Origin of the sequence: Catenulispora subtropica (genome assembly GCF_039531675.1) — a bacterium.
GTDB classification, from domain to species: Bacteria; Actinomycetota; Actinomycetes; order Streptomycetales; family Catenulisporaceae; genus Catenulispora; species Catenulispora subtropica.
Map to the genome: position 1 here is coordinate 43,857 of NZ_BAAAQM010000063.1, position 18,587 is coordinate 62,443.

The 18,587-nt window shown below is 72.1% G+C and carries 17 protein-coding genes; 14 read left to right on the forward strand and 3 right to left on the reverse strand.

Translation table 11 applies throughout. The features are described 5' to 3' along the window. The first annotated feature begins 48 nt into the window (after positions 1 to 48). The 3 genes from ABD466_RS37260 to ABD466_RS37270 all read left to right on the forward strand — a co-directional run bounded on the left by ABD466_RS37260 (position 49) and on the right by ABD466_RS37270 (position 2,788). On the forward strand, positions 49 to 597 hold the full coding sequence (locus ABD466_RS37260; protein ID WP_344661981.1) for a GNAT family N-acetyltransferase: 549 nt from the start codon (positions 49 to 51) through the stop codon (positions 595 to 597). Positions 598 to 772: 175 nt separating this feature from the next. Continuing rightward, positions 773 to 2,050 carry a C40 family peptidase gene (locus tag ABD466_RS37265; RefSeq protein ID WP_344661982.1) on the forward strand — a complete coding sequence of 426 codons (1,278 nt, stop codon included), beginning with the start codon at positions 773 to 775 and terminating at the stop codon, positions 2,048 to 2,050. Positions 2,051 to 2,074: 24 nt separating this feature from the next. Then, entirely contained in the window at positions 2,075 to 2,788 is a 714-nt protein-coding gene (locus ABD466_RS37270; RefSeq protein ID WP_344661983.1) for an SMI1/KNR4 family protein, read from the forward strand. A 235-nt stretch (positions 2,789 to 3,023) separates the two neighbouring features. On the opposite strand, the gene ABD466_RS37275 is transcribed toward ABD466_RS37270, so the two are convergent. After that, complete coding sequence (locus ABD466_RS37275) at positions 3,024 to 4,259, reverse strand: MFS transporter (protein WP_344661984.1); 1,236 nt, start codon at positions 4,257 to 4,259, stop codon at positions 3,024 to 3,026. Positions 4,260 to 4,314: 55 nt separating this feature from the next. Between ABD466_RS37275 and ABD466_RS37280 the strand changes: the two genes are divergently transcribed. After that, positions 4,315 to 5,367: an ArsR/SmtB family transcription factor gene (locus ABD466_RS37280; protein WP_344661985.1), complete on the forward strand. Its 1,053-nt coding sequence runs from the start codon at positions 4,315 to 4,317 to the stop codon at positions 5,365 to 5,367. A 115-nt stretch (positions 5,368 to 5,482) separates the two neighbouring features. On the opposite strand, the gene ABD466_RS37285 is transcribed toward ABD466_RS37280, so the two are convergent. Continuing rightward, a complete protein-coding gene (locus tag ABD466_RS37285) occupies positions 5,483 to 5,992 on the reverse strand; it encodes an inorganic diphosphatase (protein ID WP_344661986.1) in 510 nt (169 codons plus the stop codon). Between the two features lie 94 nt (positions 5,993 to 6,086). Between ABD466_RS37285 and dacB the strand changes: the two genes are divergently transcribed. Next, positions 6,087 to 7,595, forward strand: a complete 1,509-nt coding sequence (dacB, locus tag ABD466_RS37290) for a D-alanyl-D-alanine carboxypeptidase/D-alanyl-D-alanine endopeptidase (protein ID WP_344661987.1) — start codon at positions 6,087 to 6,089, stop codon at positions 7,593 to 7,595. Between the two features lie 4 nt (positions 7,596 to 7,599). On the opposite strand, the gene ABD466_RS37295 is transcribed toward dacB, so the two are convergent. Further along, positions 7,600 to 7,995 (reverse strand): MerR family transcriptional regulator, encoded by a 396-nt coding sequence (locus ABD466_RS37295; protein WP_344661996.1) that lies wholly within the window; start codon positions 7,993 to 7,995, stop codon positions 7,600 to 7,602. A gap of 62 nt (positions 7,996 to 8,057) precedes the next feature. Between ABD466_RS37295 and ABD466_RS37300 the strand changes: the two genes are divergently transcribed. From ABD466_RS37300 to ABD466_RS37340, 9 genes are all read left to right on the forward strand, one after another. After that, positions 8,058 to 8,927, forward strand: a complete 870-nt coding sequence (locus ABD466_RS37300; RefSeq protein WP_344661988.1) for a polysaccharide deacetylase family protein — start codon at positions 8,058 to 8,060, stop codon at positions 8,925 to 8,927. 38 nt (positions 8,928 to 8,965) lie between these two features. Continuing rightward, positions 8,966 to 10,021: a zinc-dependent metalloprotease gene (locus tag ABD466_RS37305; RefSeq protein ID WP_344661989.1), complete on the forward strand. Its 1,056-nt coding sequence runs from the start codon at positions 8,966 to 8,968 to the stop codon at positions 10,019 to 10,021. A gap of 129 nt (positions 10,022 to 10,150) precedes the next feature. After that, complete coding sequence (gene tilS / locus ABD466_RS37310) at positions 10,151 to 11,236, forward strand: tRNA lysidine(34) synthetase TilS (RefSeq protein ID WP_344661990.1); 1,086 nt, start codon at positions 10,151 to 10,153, stop codon at positions 11,234 to 11,236. Between the two features lie 22 nt (positions 11,237 to 11,258). Then, positions 11,259 to 11,813, forward strand: coding sequence for a hypoxanthine phosphoribosyltransferase (gene hpt / locus ABD466_RS37315; protein WP_344661991.1), 555 nt, complete (start codon positions 11,259 to 11,261; stop codon positions 11,811 to 11,813). 146 nt (positions 11,814 to 11,959) lie between these two features. After that, complete coding sequence (gene ftsH / locus ABD466_RS37320; RefSeq protein ID WP_344661992.1) at positions 11,960 to 13,975, forward strand: ATP-dependent zinc metalloprotease FtsH; 2,016 nt, start codon at positions 11,960 to 11,962, stop codon at positions 13,973 to 13,975. A gap of 74 nt (positions 13,976 to 14,049) precedes the next feature. Beyond that, complete coding sequence (gene folE / locus ABD466_RS37325; protein ID WP_425558839.1) at positions 14,050 to 14,664, forward strand: GTP cyclohydrolase I FolE; 615 nt, start codon at positions 14,050 to 14,052, stop codon at positions 14,662 to 14,664. A 284-nt stretch (positions 14,665 to 14,948) separates the two neighbouring features. Continuing rightward, a complete protein-coding gene (locus ABD466_RS37330) occupies positions 14,949 to 16,931 on the forward strand; it encodes a phosphatidylglycerol lysyltransferase domain-containing protein (protein ID WP_344661993.1) in 1,983 nt (660 codons plus the stop codon). 43 nt (positions 16,932 to 16,974) lie between these two features. Then, positions 16,975 to 17,856 carry a dihydropteroate synthase gene (gene folP, locus ABD466_RS37335; RefSeq protein WP_344661994.1) on the forward strand — a complete coding sequence of 294 codons (882 nt, stop codon included), beginning with the start codon at positions 16,975 to 16,977 and terminating at the stop codon, positions 17,854 to 17,856. Continuing rightward, positions 17,853 to 18,536, forward strand: coding sequence for a nuclear transport factor 2 family protein (locus ABD466_RS37340; protein WP_344661995.1), 684 nt, complete (start codon positions 17,853 to 17,855; stop codon positions 18,534 to 18,536). Before folP ends, ABD466_RS37340 begins: the two co-directional genes overlap by 4 nt. Positions 18,537 to 18,587 lie beyond the last annotated feature (51 nt).

Consider the following 18,587-nt stretch of genomic DNA (forward strand, 5'->3'; position numbering starts at 1 on the left):
CGCCTGATCAGCCGCTCCCGGCGCGGTGGACCCGTCATAATGGCGCGCATGAGTTCGAGCGCGCGCCGGGTCCACGGCGTCCACCTCAGGGAAGCGGTGGAAGGGGACGCGGCGGCGATCGGGCGGGTCCGCCACGCGTCGTGGCAGGTGGCGTATTCGGGGTTGATGCCGGCGGACTATCTGGCCGGGTTGTCGGTGGACGGGTTCGTGCTCAGTGCGCGGCGGATGCTGCACGACCGGGCGGTGCGGCGGATGTCGGTGTTCGTGGCCGAGGTCGGCGGCGTGGTGGTCGGGTTCGCGTCGGTGGGGCCGAGCCGGGACTCCGGCCCGCGTGAGCAGCCCGACGTGGGGGAACTGCACGCGATATACCTGGACCCCGCGATCTGGCGGCTGGGCATCGGGCGGCGCCTTCAGGAGATGGCACTGCAGCGGCTGCGGGACGAGGGGTATCGCGAGGCGACGTTGTGGGTGCTGGCGACGAACACCGCGTCGCGGGCGTTCTACGAGCACACCGGCTGGCGCCACGACGGAGGTGTGTCCGGGTTCGAAGCCGGGGCCGAGGTGCTGGACGAGACGCGGTACCGCAGGACCCTGTGAGGTGAGGCCGGCGCGGGTTGTCCGGTGACCTCCGGCGCCACCCGTTCGGGGGAAACGGCGGCCTCCTGACCACGGATCTCCTCAGTGCGTCCATTTTGAGATGAAAGATGACGTGTGGTGTGGGTAGCTCATCTCCCAGTCATCGATCCCTCGGGCGGCGCGGAAGGAGTCCGGCATGCGGGTGCGGGTGCGGGGACGCGGCCGACGCGTGACGCTCGTGACGGCGGGCGCGATGGTGGCGGCGTTGCTGGGCGCCGCGGCGCACGCGGATCCGGGCGGCACGGGTGGCACGGGCGGCACGGGCGGCACGGCCCCCGTCATCCCCGGCCAGGGCGCCGTCGACCGCGCCCAGGCCGACGTCCGCGACCGGCAGGCCGCCGTCGACCGGATCCAGGCGTCCCTGGCCACCGCCGACCGCGTGCTGCACAGCCTGGAAGCGGCCGCCGGCCTGGCCGCCGAGGACTACGACACCGCCGTGGAACAGGCCACGATGGCCGCCCGGGCCGCGACCGACGCCCAGAACCGGGCCGCGGCGGCGCTCGACGCCCAGCACGAGGCCGAACGACGGCTCGGAGCCTTCGCCGCCGAGATGTACCGTCAGGGCCCCGACATGGCCCAGCTGGCCGCCCTGCTGCACGCCGACTCCCTGCACGACTTCGCCACCCGCCGGCAGGCCCTGGCGAACTACGACGCGGCCGGCGCGCTGGCGGTCAAGGACGCCCGCCGCGCCACCCGGGACGCGAGCGCGGCCCGCCAGAAGGCTGAGCAGGCCGCCCGCGACCGCGAGACGGCCGAGGCGCGGGCGCGCACGGCGCGGGACCGCGCGCAGGCCGCCGCGGTGGCGTCGCAGGCGCAGGTGACGGGGATCTGGGCGGAGCAGGACACGCTGTTGGGCCAGCTGGCCGCGGCGCATGGCGTCGCGGTGGGCCTGGAGCGGCAGCGCCAGGCCGGGCTGGCGGAGGCCGCGGCGCGGGCTGCGGCGTCGGCCGGCGGTCCGCACGCGGCGACGGGGCAGGAGCACTCGCCGGGGTCGCACTCCGCGTCGGCGGGCGGGTCACACGCCCTGAGCGCACCGCCGAACACCGACGGCGCCGTCCGCGTCATGCTGAACTACATCTACGCGCAGCTCGGCAAGCCCTACGTCTGGGGCGGCGCCGGCCCCGACGTCTTCGACTGCTCCGGGCTGGCCATGCGCGGCCTGGAAGCGGCGGGCTGGTCCTTCCCCCACCCCGCCCAGTGGCAGTACCTGGCGATGCACCCCCTCACCTACAGCCAACTCCGCCCCGGCGACCTGGTGTTCTGGGCCGAGGACGACTCCAACCCGCACACGATCTACCACGAGGCGATCTTCATCGGGAACGACCGCATCATCCAGGCCCCGCGCCCCGGCGGGGTGGTGGAGCAGCAGTCGTTGTGGGTGAACGGGCCGCCGAGCTTTTATGGGCGGCCGTGAGGCGGGTTCACTAGGCTGCCGGACGTGGGGACAGGGTTCGACGTCGCGGCGGAGATCGGTGACGGTCTGCGTGACCGTGAAGAGGCCTGGGCGTTCATCCGGAGGTTCTTGGCGGCGTGGACTGTCGCGTTGACCGACGCGGACGGGTGCGACGAGGCCGAGCTCGCCGAGGCCGAGGAACGACTCGGACTGCGACTTCCGACGGCGCTGCGTGAGGGCCTTGCGTTGCTAGGACGTCGGCAAGACCTGCAACAGCAGGATCCGTTGCGGCGTCCGGCGCAGTTGGTCGTGGTGGACGGCGTGCTGGTCTTCCGTACCGAGAACCAGGGGTGTGCCCACTGGGGTGTGCCTGAGGCCGACCTGGGGCGGGATGATCCGCCCGTCGTGGTCCAGACCGACCGGGGCGAGTGGCGGCCGTTCCTGGACCGGACGTCGTCGGCCTTCGTCGAGCTGGTGCTGACGGAGACGCTGCTCTTCGACGACGACCTCCGCGATGCGGCTGAGTTGCCCGCGGCGCTGGCCCCTGTGTTGTACGAGAACTTCCGGCGAGTCGGGTTCCCAGACCATCGAAGTTGGTGCGCCGGGATCGAGGGGCCGATCCGGTTCTTCGCCGGGCCAGGAGTCCTGATCCGGCAGGACGGCGGCGCGGACCTCGACTGGATTCACGTCGCGGGTCAGACTCCCGGACACCGGCGGCAGGTGCTCAAGCTGTTCCCGGTCGAGTGGGCGTTCGGCTGAGCGGGGAGGGTGGACAGCGCGGCCATCCGTCCGTCGGGGTGGCGTACCTCGACGCGGATGACGGCGGGGAGGACGTTGTGCGGTGTGCCGATCTGGCCCGGCGAGTGGGCGTCGCCGTCGCCGACCGCCGGGTGCCAGCGACCGTGGGGATGGCGGTGACCAGGGCGCGATGCCAGTCCGCGAGTGCCGCGTCGCTGTCGTCCCCAGCGGCTCGCGGCACCACCCCTGCAGGGGGTCAGGTCACGGCGGCCCGCCGCACCACCGGCCCGATGGCCGCCCCCGCGGCAGCGAACACCGCACCCAGCACCGCCCAGCCCGCGAGGCCGTGGCGCAGTGCGGTCTGCGTGACCACCAGTGGTCCGGCCATCTGTCCGGCCGCGACGCCGGCGTTGAACACGCCCTGGTAGGCGCCGACCGCCCGTTCGTCGGCGAGGTCGTAGCTCAGGGTCCAGGCGCCGGCCTGGGTCAGGACTTCGCCGGCGGTGAGGAGGGCGCCGCAGGTGAGGAGGACCAGGGTCGCGGCGGTCGGCGAGAGGCCCTTCGCGCAGGCCGCCACCAGGCAGGACGCCGCGAGCGCCGCGCCGCCGAGCCGGAGGGCCCGGGCCGCCGACGCGACGCCGTGTACTCCGCGTGCCACTCGGACCTGGACCAGGACCACCATGGCCGTGTTGGCGATCAGCAGGCCGGACACCAGGATGCGGGGTGCGCGGGTGTCCTGCAGCAGCCACAGCGGCAGGCCGACCTCGGTCAGCGCGAACTGGATCATCAGGGCGGCGTTCAGGGCCGCCACGATCTGATACCGGCGGGAGACACGGACCTTCACGGGGCGCCGCCGGTCGGTCCCGGTGGTCGCGGGTGGGGCCGGCTCGCGCAGTGTGATCCCGGGCAGCAGCGCCACCACGCCCAGGAAGCTGATCGCGTCGACCAGGATCGTCGTCTGATACACCGCTCGGTCGTCCGCTTGCAGCGCCAGTGCGGCCGCTGCGGCGCCCAGCCCGATCGCCACGTTGGTGACGGCCCGGATGTAGGCGCGGTCGGCCACCCGCGTCTCCGGGGCGAAGGCCTGTGCGTACAGCGCTTGGCGGACCGACGCCGCGCCCCGGTCCAGGGCCGTGGCCGCGCACACGACGATCGCGAACGCCCAGAACGTCGTGCAGAACGCGAGCGCGGCCATGGCCGCTGCTTCGCCGCAGAGCAGCACCGTCGACACCCGCTTGATCCCGTAGCGGTCCGCCGCGCGGCCGGCCGGGACGCTCGCGAGCACGCCGGCCAGGCCGGCCACGGTCAGCGCCACGCCGACGCGGGCGGCGCCGAAGCCGAGCGTGCGGGTGAAGAAGAGGGCCGCGACGGTCAGGTAGAGCCCGTTGCCGAAGCTGGTGATCAACGTCGCGGCTGCCAGGCGGGGGCCGGCGGGACCCGGGGCGGGGCGCGCGGCGGCCCGGCCCGCAGGCCGTGCGGAAAGCAAGGTCATGATGACAGCACAGCCCGCTAGCATCGGCATCGGAATCGATTCAGCGGGGGACTGAATGATCACGATCGAACTGGGCCTGGACGACCTGGCGGCCACCTCCTTCGCGTTCTCGGCGCTCATGGAGACCGGTATGAGCCTGCGCATGTGGACGCATGCCTCGGCCTACGCCGAGCACATCCCGCTGTTCAACCGCATGCGTCCGGCCTTCGAGCGCTTGGACACCGAGCTGATCACCTCGCTGGTGGGGTCGTGGCGGTGGATCCCCGACTTCCTCACGCCGCGTCCGACCACGCCGTGGCCGGACTTCCAGCGCGAGCTGGCCGCGCTGCGGGCGACCGCGCCGGAGACGGTCTGGACCGAGCTGGAGCGCACGTTCCTGCCCATCGAGGGGGCGGTGCCCCGGCGCCTGGCCGGGGCCCGGGAGGATCCGGAGCGGCTGCTGGCCGAGATCGCCGACACGTTGGAGGCGTACTGGGAGACGTGCCTGCTGCCCGAGTGGTGGCCGCGGGCGAAGTCGCTGCTGGAGGCCGACATCGTCTACCGGGCACGGGTGCTCGCCGAGCGGGGGGCCGCCACCCTGTTCCAGGAGCTCAGCAACCGGCTCAGCTGGGACGGGCGCCGTCTGGTGATCCGGTGGGAGGGGGAGCCGATGCCGGCCGCCCCGACCTACGACGTCGACGCGGCCGGACAGGGTCTGCTGCTGATCCCGACCTGTTTCTCGCACGGGGCCCTGAGCGTCATCACGCCGGTCGGGCCGCCGTGGATCGCGTACCAGGCCCGGGGTGTGGCGACGCTGGCCGAGCGGGTCGAGCCGCCGCCGCCCGGACCGGCGCTGGAGCGGCTGCTCGGTCCGCCGCGCGCCCGGCTGCTGCTGATGCTGGAGGAGCCGGTGTCGACGACCGAGCTGGCCCGGCTCTTGCGGGTCACGCCGGGCGCGGTCAGCCAGCATCTGAAGGTGCTGTCGGACGCCGGGCTCACGTCGCGGGCGCGGCACGGACGGAGCGTGCTGTATGTCCGGAGCCCGCTCGGGGACTCGTTGGCGGGGCTGTCACATTCGGGGGCGCCCAGAGGTCAGGCGCTCAACGGGGAAGTCCTCGACGAGCGCTGAGCCGGGGTCTTCCCAGGCGGCGAAACCCCCGGCGGGGACATCCCCGCCGGGGGTTCGACGTTCTCACCCGTCCGCCGCGGCGCCTGGGCCGGGCGCGCGGCGGGTCCCGCGCGTCCTACAGGTGGTGGACCTTCTCCTCCTCCGGCAGCTCCTCGAACCGCTTGAAGGAGCGCACGATCTCGACCTCGGCCTGGGCCCGGTTCTGCCACTCGGCGTGGTGGACCTCCTTGCCGGGCTCCAGGTCCTTGTAGGAGGTGAAGAAGTGCTGGATCTCCTGGCGTTCGAACTCGGAGATGTGGTGGTAGTCGCGCAGGTGCTCGAAGCGCGGGTCGGTGGCCGGCACGCACAGGATCTTGTCGTCGCCGCCGGCCTCGTCGGCCATGTTCAGCATGCCGATGGCCCGGCAGCGGATCAGGCAGCCCGGGAAGGTCGGCTCGTCCAGCAGGACCATGGCGTCCAGCGGGTCGCCGTCGAGGGACAGCGTGTCCTCGATGAAGCCGTAGTCGGTCGGGTAGACCATCGAGGTGAAAAGCATGCGGTCCAGCCGTATGCGGCCGGTCTTGTGATCGACCTCGTACTTGTTGCGCTGGCCCTTGGGGATCTCGATGAGAACGTCGAACTCCATGGTCTTTCCTCGTTTCCGCGCTTTCAGGTGCTGCTACTAGTGTCGCCCAGACAGGCGGTGACGACAGAGTTCGCAAGATCAAGGAGTGACCCGAGTGGCAAGACAGGTGCCGGGAACGCTGCCGACCGCCATTGTGTCAGCCGCGCTCGGGATCGTACTGGCCGGTGCCTGTGTCTGGGCGGCCGGTCCGTGGTCCGGCGGTCAGCGGGTGAGCGAACGGCACGACCGCGTCTCGGCGGCCGCGAAGCCGTCCGCGGCGGCCTCGCGGGACTCGGCGGCGCCGTCGTCTCCGAGCCCGTCGACACGGTCCACCGGCCCCGCGCACACCCCCGCCGCCGCCGCGCTGGTGCCCGTTCTCGCAGGTGGCAAGCCCGGGGGGACGGTGACGGGGGAGGAGCTCGCCGGGGTGCTCAGGCCGCTGACGGCCGCGCCGGGGCTGGGGAAGCACGTCGGCGTCGCCGTGGCGGATCCATCATCGTCCGCACTGTTGTTCGACGACAACGCCGGTGAGGGGTTCGCCCCGGCCTCGACGAACAAAGTGGTGACGGCGGTGGCCGCGCTGGGCGCTCTGGGGCCGGACAAGCGGTTAACGACGCGGGTGGTGCGGGGTCCGGACGGACCCGCCGGACCGGCGATCGTGCTGGTCGGAGGGGGTGATCCGACGCTGTCGACGCAGGCGGCGCCGGCCGATCCGGCCTGGCGCCCGGCGGCGCTGGACGACCTCGCGGCGGCGACGGCGAGCGCCCTGCTGGCGAAGGGCGTGAATTCGGTCACACTCGGCTACGACGCGTCACTGTTCGGCGGCCCTGCGCTGAATCCGACCTGGTCGGCGGGCTACACGGACGGGAACGTCGCGCCGGTCGCCGGGCTGATGGCCGACGAGGGCCGGGCTCGCCCGGCGGACGAGCTGAGTCCGCGGGTGGCGGAGCCGGCGGCGGCCGCCGCGGCGGCCTTCGCGGAGCGGCTGGCGGCGCACGGCGTGAAGGCGGTCGGGAAACCGGCGGCGACTTCCGCGAGCGGCGACCAGGTGGCGAGTGTGGCCTCGCCGCGCTTGGCGGACCTGGTCGAGCACATGCTCACGGTCTCGGACAACGATCTGGCCGAGGCGCTGCTGCGGCAGGTGGCGATCGCGGGCGGGAAGCCGGCGACGTTCGACGGCGGTGTGGCGGCGGTGCGGGACGAGCTGACGAAGCTGGGCGTGGACCTGGGCGGGTTGCAGACCGTGGACGGCAGCGGGCTCTCGCGGGAGGACCGGATCAGCCCGGCGTTCCTGGTGCGGGTGTTGTCGTCGGCGGCCGCGGACGACCATCCGGATCTGCGGGCGGCCCTGACCGGCCTGCCGGTGGCCGGGTTCACGGGCACCCTCGCGGAGGACGGGCGGTACACGAGTCCGCAGTCCTCGGCCGGCGCCGGTCTGGTGCGCGCCAAGACGGGATCTCTGACCGGCGTGGTGACGCTCGCCGGGCTGGTGCGGGACAACGACGGGCAGCTGTTGGTGTTCGCGCTGATGGCGGACCAGGCGGGGGACACGGCCGCCGCGCGGGCGGCGGTGGACCGGATGGCGACGACGCTGGCGGGATGCGGGTGCGGCGCGGCGGGGTAGCCCGCTAATCCCCGGAGGCCGGATCCGGCTCGACTCCCAGAGCGCACTGTTTCAAGGCCCCCACGTAGTCCGCCACGGCCGCGTGATTCCGCGTCAGTACCTCGATCCGGCGCGCCAGTTGGTCGCGGTGGCCCTCCAAGGTCGCGATGATCTCCGGGGTCGCGTCGGCGAAGTGGATCTCGCGCGGGTCGTCGAGGCAGGGCAGGATCTGCTTGATCAGGCGGGTCGGCAGGCCCGCCTCCAGCAGCCCGCGGATGTGGGTCACCTGGTCGACCAGCCGGTCGTCGTAGTCGCGGTAGCCGTTCGCGGCCCGGCCGACGCGGATCAGCCCCTGTTCCTCGTAGTACCGCAGCAGCCGGGGGGTGGTCTCGGTGCGCTCCGCCAGTTGCCCGATCCGCATGGCCGCCTCCGCCGGGTCGTCGCTTGACCTTCTCATCAATGTGAAGGTTCGACCATGGTCGCATGAGCACCGACCTCGATCTCTTCGATTACCGTCCCATCACCGAGCGCGAGCCGCTGATCTGGCCCGGAGGCAAGCGCGTCGCGTTCTACATCGGCCTGAACATCGAGCACTTCTACGTCGACCTGCCCGGCACCGCGACCTACGAGGGCACCACCGCCCTGACCCCCGACAGCCTCAACTACGGGTGGCGCGACTACGGACCCCGGGTCGGTGTCTGGCGCCAGATCAAGCTGCTCGACAAGCACGGCGTGAAGGCCAGCGCCCTCCTGAACTCCGACGTCGTCGACCGCTACCCGCAGATCATCGCCGCCGGGCGCGAGCGCGGCTGGGCCTGGCTCGGGCACGGCGCCAGCAACAGCCACCTTTTCACCGGGCTGGAGCGCGCGGACGAGGAGGGGAAACTGCGGGACGTCCTGGCCACCATCGAACGCGGCACCGGCGTGAAGCCGCGCGGGTGGATGGGCCCCGGGCTCATCGAGACCTTCCACACCCCCGAGCTGCTCGCCGAGCAGGGGGTGGAGTACGTCCTGGACTGGACGAACGACGACCAGCCCTACCGGACGAACGTTCCGGGGCTGCTGAGCCTGCCTTATTCGGTGGAGCTCAACGACATCGGGGTCTTCGTGAGCAAGGGCCTGACCGGGCCCGACTTCGTGCGGATGGTCAAGGACCAGGTGGACCAGCTGCACGAGGACGCCGCCGACGGCAGCGGACGGGTGTTCGCGCTCGCGCTGCATCCGTTCGTCACCGGGCAGGCCTTCCGGGCCCCCTACCTCGACCAGGCCCTGGACTACGTCGTGAACCACCCCGGAGTGTGGACCGCCACGTCCGACGAGATCGTCGATCACTATCTCTCGGTGACCGGTTGATCTAGGTTTCCCCGCGCCCTCCACATAGTCTGAGTGTCATGACGGCGAGAGCGCAGCTGGTCGACTGGCAACTGGCGGTGGCGACGGCCGAGCGGTTGGTGCGGCCCGGTCCGCCGACCTCTCCGGGCGAGGCCGCCGCCACCGTGGCCGATCTGCGCCGGTACGCCGTCGAGTCGCGGGAGCACGTCGCCGAGTTCACGCGGATGGCGAACCAGGGCAGCATCCTGACGGAGCCGCAGGTGCTGATCGTCGACCGGCCGGGCTGGATCCGGGCCAACGCCGAGGGGTTCCGGATCGTCACCGAGCCGCTGGCGCGCAAGCTCAACGAGAAGCGGGAGGGCGTGCCGCCGAGCGGCCTGGCCGCGCTCGGGCCCAAGGCCACCGGGCTGGAGCTGGGCACCCTGCTGGCCTACCTGGGGCACCGGATCCTGGGGCAGTACGAGATCTTCCAGGAGCCCGGACGGCTGCTGCTGGTGGCCCCGAACATCGTCAGCGTGGAGCGGGAGCTGCAGGTCAAGCCGGAGGACTTCCGGCTGTGGGTGTGCCTGCACGAGGAGACCCACCGGACCCAGTTCGCCGCCGTGCCGTGGCTGCGGGCGCACATCCTCGGCGAGATCGAGGCCTTCATCGCCGGGATGGACACCGACCCCGGGGCGCTGGCCAAGCGGCTGCGCGAGGCCGGGCAGAAGCGCCGGGAGACCGGGGAGAAGCGGCCGCTGACCGAGCTGGTGCAGACGCCGCAGCAGCTGGCCGTGCTGGACCGGATGGTCGCGGTGATGTCGCTGCTGGAGGGGCACGCCGACGTCGTCATGGACGGCGTCGGGCCGCGGGTGGTGCCCAGCGTCGCCGACATCCGGCGGAAGTTCGGGCAGCGGCGGGCCAAGGGGGCCAGCCGGATCGACGCCCTCGTGCGGCGGATGATCGGGATGGACGCGAAGATCCGGCAGTACCGGGACGGCGCGCGGTTCGTGAACGCCGTGGTCGAGCAGGCCGGGATGAGCGGTTTCAACCGGGTCTGGACCTCGCCGAACACCCTTCCCACCCGGGCCGAGATCGCGGACCCGGGCGCTTGGCTGACCCGCGTGCGACCCTAGGAAAAACGCAGGTTGGATCGGCCCCCCTCGCCGTAAGAGTGGTCCTGCGGAGTGTCGCCGCGACCTGAGCCGGGTCGCGTCGTTGCACAGGGAAAGATGCACCAGGGACCGCACGAAGGAGTAAGCACCATGGGTCCAGCCCCCGTCATCGCCTCGATACGCCTGGCCGTCCGCAGAGTCCTCGCCGACCACGCCCCCGGCTCGCTGGTGCTGGTCGCCTGCTCCGGCGGGGCCGACTCCATCGCCCTGGCCTGCGCGACCGCCTTCGTCGCCCCGCGCCTCTCGCTGCGCTTCGGCGGCCTGACCGTCGACCACAACCTGCAGGACGGCTCCGCGGCCCAGGCCGAGCGCGTCGTGCGCTTCCTGGCCGGGCTCGGCTTCGACCCGGTCGAGAGCCTGTCCGTGCACGTCGACGGGCGCGGCGGGCCCGAGGCCGCGGCCCGCGTCGCCCGCTACGGCGCGCTGGACGCCGCCGCCGAACGCCTCGGTGCCGCCACCGTGCTGCTCGGCCACACCCGCGACGACCAGGCCGAGACCGTGCTGCTCGGACTGGCCCGGGGCTCCGGCGCCCGCAGCCTGGCCGGGATGCCGGCGCGAACCGGCCGCTACGCCCGTCCCTTCCTGGACCTGCCCCGCGCCACCACCGTGGCCGCCGCGGGGGCTGAGGGCTTCGAGCCCTGGGACGACCCGCACAACACCGACCCGGCCTACACCCGCTCCCGGGTCCGGCACGCCGCCCTGCCCGCACTGTCCGCCGCCCTCGGGCCGGGGATACCGGAAGCCCTGGCCCGGACCGCCAAGATGCTGCGCGAGGACACCGAAGCGCTTGACGCCTGGGCCGCGCGGGAGTTCGAGCGGCTGCTGGAGCCGTCCGGCGACTGTGATCTGTCCCACTACCTCGACGTCGCCGAGCTGTCCGAGCTGCCCACCGCGGTGCGCCGCCGGGTGCTGCGGCTGGCCGCGCTGCGGGCCGGCTGCCCCGGCTCTGACCTGGCCGCGGTCCACATCGAGGAGCTGGACCGGCTGCTGACCGACTGGCGGGGCCAGGGGCCGTTGCACCTGCCCAGCGCCGTCGCGGTGGCCCGCCGGTATGGAAAGCTGGCCTTCGAGAGATCCGGAGCGCTGCGCCGCGGGGCCCCGGAGCCAGACCGCGTGGACGACGGCGAGGCGGGCGATCCCGACCGAGCCGCGGCCGCGCACCTGATGCCGGCATAACCGACGCACGAGGGACCGCAGCGTGGACGACAAGGACATGGGCCCGGACCTGGAGAAGGTCCTCATCTCGGCCGACGAGGTCCAGGCCAGACTGGCCGGGCTCGCCCGCGCTATCGAGACCGACTACGACGGCAAGGACGTGCTGCTGGTCGGGGTGCTCAACGGGGCGCTGGTGGTGATGGCCGACCTGATCCGCGAGCTGCACATCGACACCGAGATGGACTGGATGGCGATCTCGTCCTACGGCGCCGGCACCAAGTCCTCCGGCGTCGTCCGGATCATGAAGGACCTGGGCGCCGACATCCAGAACCGGCACGTGCTGGTGGTCGAGGACATCATCGACTCCGGGCTGACCCTGTCCTGGCTGCTGTCCAACCTGCGCTCCCGCGGGCCGGCCTCGCTCGAGGTGGTGACGCTGCTGCGCAAGCCGGACGCCGCCAAGGTCGCGATCGACGTCAAGTACGTCGGCTTCGACATCCCCAACGAGTTCGTCGTGGGCTACGGTCTGGACTACGCCCAGCGCTTCCGGGGCCTGCCCTTCATCGGTACCCTCGCGCCTCACGTATACAGTTCGTAGGCGGAATGACACTCCGGTTAACCACGTTGGGACCATTGTGGGTTCATTGGGAACGTCGCGCGGGAACGCAGTGACCGCGTACGGTCGTTAGGCAACAAGAACCACACCCCCCGCCGTGAACCGCTAGCACGAGTCGTAGAGGATCGATGGACGTCAAGCGTTACTTCCGAGGCCCGGTGATCTGGGTCGTCCTGGCCGTCGTGGCGGTCCTCGCGGTCATGCAGCTGGTCTCCTCGGCCGGCGGCCCGAAGTCCGTCGACACCTCCGTGGTGCTGGACGCCATCCACAAGAACCAGGTCGTCTCGGCCAAGGTCGTGGGCGGTTCCGGCTCCAGCGTCGAGGTGAAGGTGGAGCCGAACGGGACCGTCGCGCAGGCCCAGGGCACCGACAACCTCAAGGCCACCTACCTGAACGACCAGCAGGGCTTCGACATCACCAAGGCGCTCGACGAGTCGCAGAAGGCCGGCGGCCTGAGCAAGGGCTACAACGTCTCCCTGGCCAGGCAGAACGCCATCGTCGGCATCCTGATCACCCTGCTGCCGTTCGTGCTGATCGCCCTGGTCTTCCTGTTCCTGATGAACCAGATGCAGGGCGGCGGCTCCCGGGTGATGAACTTCGGGAAGTCCAAGGCCAAGCTGGTCAGCAAGGACACCCCGAAGACCACCTTCGCCGACGTGGCCGGCGTGGACGAGGCCGTGGAGGAGCTCCAGGAGGTCAAGGAGTTCCTGGAGGCCCCGGCCAAGTTCCAGGCCATCGGCGCCAAGATCCCCAAGGGCGTGCTGCTCTACGGCCCGCCCGGAACCGGCAAGACGCTGCTGGCCCGCGCGGTGGCCGGCGAGGCCGGCGTGCCGTTCTTCTCGATCTCCGGTTCGGACTTCGTCGAGATGTTCGTCGGCGTCGGCGCCTCCCGGGTCCGCGACCTGTTCGAGCAGGCCAAGGCCAACGCCCCGGCGATCGTGTTCGTCGACGAGATCGACGCCGTCGGCCGGCACCGCGGCGCGGGCCTGGGCGGCGGCCACGACGAGCGCGAGCAGACGCTGAACCAGCTGCTGGTCGAGATGGACGGGTTCGACGTCAAGGGCGGCGTGATCCTGATCGCCGCCACCAACCGCCCGGACATCCTGGACCCGGCGCTGCTGCGCCCGGGGCGCTTCGACCGGCAGATCGCGGTCGAGGCCCCGGACCTGAACGGCCGCAAGCACATCCTCGAGGTGCACTCCAAGGGCAAGCCGCTGACGCCCGAGGTGGACCTGGACTCGCTGGCCAAGCGCACCCCCGGCTTCACCGGCGCGGACCTCGCCAACGTCCTGAACGAGGCGGCGCTGCTGACCGCCCGCGCGGACAAGAAGCTCATCGACAACAACGCGCTGGACGAGGCGGTGGACCGCGTGGTCGCCGGCCCGCAGAAGCGCACCCGCCTGATGAGCGACAAGGAGAAGAAGGTCACCGCGTACCACGAGGGCGGCCACGCCCTGGTGGCGCACGCGATGCCGAACCTGGACCCGGTGCACAAGGTGACGATCCTGTCCCGCGGCCGCGCCCTCGGCTACACGATGGTGCTGCCGGAGGAGGACAAGTACTCCACCACGCGCAACGAGATGCTGGACAACCTGGCCTACGCCATGGGCGGGCGCACCGCCGAGGAGCTGGTCTTCCACGACCCGACCACCGGCGCCAGCAACGACATCGAGAAGGCCACCAACATCGCCCGCTCGATGGTCACCCAGTACGGCATGACCGAGCGCCTGGGCCCGATCAAGTTCGGCAAGGACTCCGGCGAGGTCTTCCTCGGCCGCGACATGGGCCACCAGCGCGACTACTCCGAGGAGATCGCCTCGATCGTCGACGAGGAGGTCAAGCGGCTCATCGAGAGCGCGCACGACGAGGCCTGGGAGATCCTGGTCGAGTACCGCGACGTGCTGGACAACCTGGTCCTGGAGCTCCTGGAGAAGGAGACCCTGAACAAGGAGCAGATCGCCGAGATCTTCGCCCCGGTGCAGAAGCGCCCGCAGCGCCCGGCCTGGACCGGCTCGCCGCGCCGCACCCTGCAGACCCGCCCGCCGGTGCAGACGCCGCGGGAGCTGGAGGCGGCCCGCGCCGCCGCCAACGGGACCGTGACCGACGGGCTCATCGGCCGGACGGACGCGGTGCCGGAACAGTGAGCGACCGCGAGAACCATCGGGACGGTGCCGTTCCCCCGGCGGACAGCCGGGGGGGCGGCATCTCCCGCGTCAGCCTGCCGGGCCAGCCCGAACTGGCCAGCCCGGACCTGGGCCGCGCGGTGGCCGGCTACGACGCCGAGCGCGCCGAGCGGGCCGTGCGGGAACTGCTGATAGCCGTCGGCGAGGACCCGGACCGCGACGGCCTCAAGGACACCCCGGCCCGGGTCGCGCGGGCCTACCGCGAGATGTTCGTGGGACTCCAGCAGGCGCCGGAGGAGGTGCTCACCACCACCTTCGACCTCGGCCACGACGAGATGGTGCTGGTCCGCGACATCGAGCTCTATTCCACGTGCGAGCACCACCTGGTGCCGTTCCACGGAGTGGCCCACGTGGGGTACATTCCGTCGGTGGACGGGCGCATCACCGGCCTGTCCAAGCTCGCCCGTCTCGTCGACGTCTACGCCAAGCGGCCGCAGGTGCAGGAGCGCCTGACCACGCAGATCGCCGACGCGCTGGTGCGCATCCTTGAGCCGCGCGGGGTCATCGTCGTTGTGGAGTGCGAACACTTGTGCATGTCGATGCGAGGGATCCGGAAGCCGGGCGCGAAGACGGTGACGTCGGCGGTCCGCGGACAGCTGCTCGCGCCGGCGAGCCGCGCGGAGGCGATGAGCCTGATCCTGGGGCGCTGAGACCGCCCCGGCCCGCGAGCTCCGCCGCAACCCCCGTCCACGTCGCCGGCCCCACCGGCGGCGCGGAACCCGGAACCGGCGGGACGGCTCCGCGCGTCAACCCCTCCGTGGCGGGTAATCGCGGCGATGGTGACACTCCGGCGGGTCGCACTTCCGGTGTTTTCCCCAAGGCCGCCCCGCCGGGCGCGCGCACGCGCGACAATCGGGTGGAATCCCCCCCACCCGCGGATGACAACCCGCGGGGTGCCCTCGAACGTCCCTCCAACATGACTCGGGCCGAAGCCATGACCTCCAAGACCGCGCCGTCCAGACCCGACGCGCCGGCGGCGCAGCCGCCGCAGCGCCGGAGCTGGGTGCCCCGGCTCGTCGCGTTCGTCACGTACCTGGCCGGATTCAGCAACATCGCCTCGGCCCTGTCGCCGGGGTTCAAGCACTCGCGGCTGCACTCGATCAGCGTGAAGGTGCCGACCGAGGTCCAGAACCTGGCCGCGGCCGCGACGCTGCTGTCCGGCATCCTGCTGGTGCTGATCGCCCACGCCCTGAAGCGGCGCAAACGCCGCGCCTGGTGGGTGGCGGTCGTTCTGCTGGTCACAGTGGTGCTGTTCCACCTGGTGCGCTCGTTCCGCGCCGGGGACGCGGACGCGCCGATGCACTACCTGGGCGTGCAGGTCGTGCTGACCCTGCTGCTGCTGATCCTGCTGGTGGTCTACCGCGACGAGTTCTACGCGCTCGGCGACCCGTACACGCGCTGGCGCGCGCTGCGGGCCTTCGTGCTGCTGGCGGCGTTCGCCTTCGTCTCCGGCATGATCCTGATGTACTGGCAGAGCAAGCACATCGTGGGCGATCCGAGCGCCTGGGACCGGTTGCAGCACGTGGCGCGGGGCCTGGTGGGCATCGACGGCCCGGTGCGCTTCAAGCACCATTCCACCGACGACCTGGTCGCCGCGCTGCTGCTGGGCCTGGGCCTGATGACCGCGCTGATCGTGGCCTACCTGCTGCTGCGGCCGGCCGAGCCGATCGCCCGGCAGTCCGCCGAGGACGACGCCCGGCTGCGCGAGCTGATCGCCAAACAGGGCCGCCGGGACTCGCTGGCGTACTTCGCCACCCACCGCGACAAGTCGGTGATCTGGTCGCCGTCCGGCAAGGCCGCGATCACCTACCGGGTGGTCTCCGGCGTGATGCTCGCCTCCGGCGACCCGATCGGCGACCCCGAGGCCTGGCCCGGCGCGATCAAGGTGTTCACCGAGGAGGCCGACCGGCACGCGTGGGTGGTGGCCGTGGTCGGCTGTTCGGAGACCGGCGGCGAGGTGTGGTGCCGCGAGGCCGACCTGGACGCGCTGGAGCTCGGCGACGAGGCCATCTGCCACGTCGACCGGTTCTCGCTGGAGGGCCGCGCGATGCGCAACGTGCGGCAGATGGTGAACCGGGTCGAGCGCCAGGGCTACGAGAGCCGGGTGCGCCGCCTGAAGGACATCCCGCGCGACGAGGTCGAACGGATCAAGACCGGCATCGAGGCCTGGCGCGGCGCCAGCGAGCGCGGCAGCTTCTCGATGGCGCTGGGCCCGGACCGCTTCGGCGACCCGGCCGACGGCGAGTGCGTGGTCGCCACGGCGACCAAGGACGGCGAGGTCCGGGCCCTGATCAACTTCGTGCCCTGGGGCGAGGACGGGATGAGCCTGGACCTGATGGTCCGGGACCGCGAGGCCGAGCCGGGGCTGAACGAGCTGCTCATCGTCAAGGCCATGCAGGCGTGCAAGGACCTGGGCGTCGTCCGCGCGTCCCTGAACTTCGCGGTGTTCCGCTCCGCGCTGGAACGCGGCGAGAAGCTCGGCGCCGGCCCGATCACCCGCATGTGGCGCTCGGTCCTGGTGTTCTTCTCGCGCTGGTACCAGATCGAGTCGCTGTACAAGTTCAACTCGAAGTTCCAGCCGGAGTGGGTGCCCCGGTTCGTGGCGTTCAAGAACACCCGCGACATCCCGCGCGTGGGCCTGGCCTACGCCGAGGCCGAGGGCTTCATCGTCCCGCCGGGACTGCCGTGGTCGAAGAAGCACCGCGACGAGCGCGAGCTGGACGGCTGCGCGGACCGGGCGGACGGCCACGAGCTGCCGGGTCAGCCCGACCACCGCGGCGAGGACTGCGAGAAGCAGCTGCGGCAGGCGGACGCGGACACCGACTGGAACGCCGAGGCGGCGCGCGAGTCCGAGGCGGCGCAAGCCGCGGAGGCGGCGGCGCGGACGCCGGGCGGCCGCAAGGCGGCGGACGGCTAGTCCGGGGCGGCGGATCCCCGGCGCGGGGCACTAGGCTTTCACCATGAACGCGCCGGGTCGGCCCCTCAATCGCAGCCAGACCGTGCGCGGTCTGCCGGACTTCGGACGGTGCGCCGTCTTCGGCGTGGTGAACGTGACCCCGGACTCCTTCTCCGACGGCGGGGAGTACTACGCCGACGGCGACACCGCCAAGGCCGTGGCGCACGGCCTCCGGCTGCACCGGCACGGCGTGGACGTGGTCGACGTCGGCGGCGAGTCCACGCGGCCGGGCGCGGCGCGGGTCAGCCCGGAGCAGGAACTCGGCCGGGTGCTGCCGGTGGTCGAGGCGCTGGCCGGCGCCGGGGTGCGGGTGTCGGTGGACACCATGCGCGCCTCGGTCGCGCAGGCGGCGCTGGAGGCCGGCGCGGTGATCGTCAACGACGTCTCCGGCGGTCTGGCCGATCCCGCCATGTTCCCGCTGGTGGCGTCCTCCGGCGTGCCCTACATCCTGATGCACTGGCGCGGCCACAGCACCGACATGATGGCCCGCGCCGTGTACGGCGACGTGGTCAAGGACGTCATCGAGGAGCTCCAGGCGCGCTACGACGCGGCGCTGGCCGCGGGCATCGCCGAGGACCAGGTGATCCTGGACCCGGGCCTGGGGTTCGCGAAGAACGCCGACCACAACTGGGCCCTGCTGGCGCACCTGGAGAAGCTGGAGTCGCTGGGCCGGCCGCTGCTGATCGCCGCCTCGCGCAAGAACTTCCTGGGCCGGCTGCTGCCCGACGCCTCCGGCGAGCCCCGGCCGCCGCACGGCCGCGACGCCGCGACCACGGCGTTGTCGGCGCTGGTCGCGGCCGCCGGGACCTGGGGCGTGCGGGCGCACGACGCGCTGGGCACGCTGGACGCGGTGCGGGTGGCGGCGGCGCTGGCGGCGGCGCGATGAGCGCCGGGCCGGGCGCGGGGGCGGGGCGGGGCACCGGGGGCGGCGGCACCGGCGGGAACGGCGGGAACGACGGCGGGCCCGGCGACAGCAGCGATAACGGCGACAACGGCGACAACGGCGGCGACAGCAGCGGTTACAGCGGCCCGGGCGGGTCGTTCGACGGGGAGGACGCCTACGGCGCCTTCGGCGAGTTCGAGGAGGAGTTCGGGGTGTTCCCGCCCGAGGACGTCGGCCCGCCGCCCCAGGTGGCCGCCGACATCGAGGCCATCACCGAGGCCAACGAGGAGTTCTACGCCGCCGCCGAGGCCGGCGACCTGGACCGGCTGGGTGCCGTCTGGCTCTCCGGCCCCTTCGAGGCCTCGGTCCAGTGCGTGCACCCGGGCTGGGCCCCGGTGTTCGGCCGCGAGGACGTGCTCCGCTCCTGGGCCGTGGTCTGCGCCAACACCCCGTTCCTGCAGTTCTTCCTCACCGACGTCCGCATCGACGTCGTGGACCGGATCGCGGTGGTGAGCCTGACCGAGAACATCATCACCGACATGTCGGCCGGCTCCTCCGAGGACGACCCCGGCTTCATCGCCGGCGGCCGGGCCACGACCATCAACATCTTCCGCCGGACCGACGAGGGCTGGCGGCTGTGGATGCACCACGCCTCGGCGGTGATGGAGAGCTCCGAGGACTAACCGGAAAATGCAGGTGAGTACGGGCAGCCTGGAGTGTCCCGGCTGTCCGGG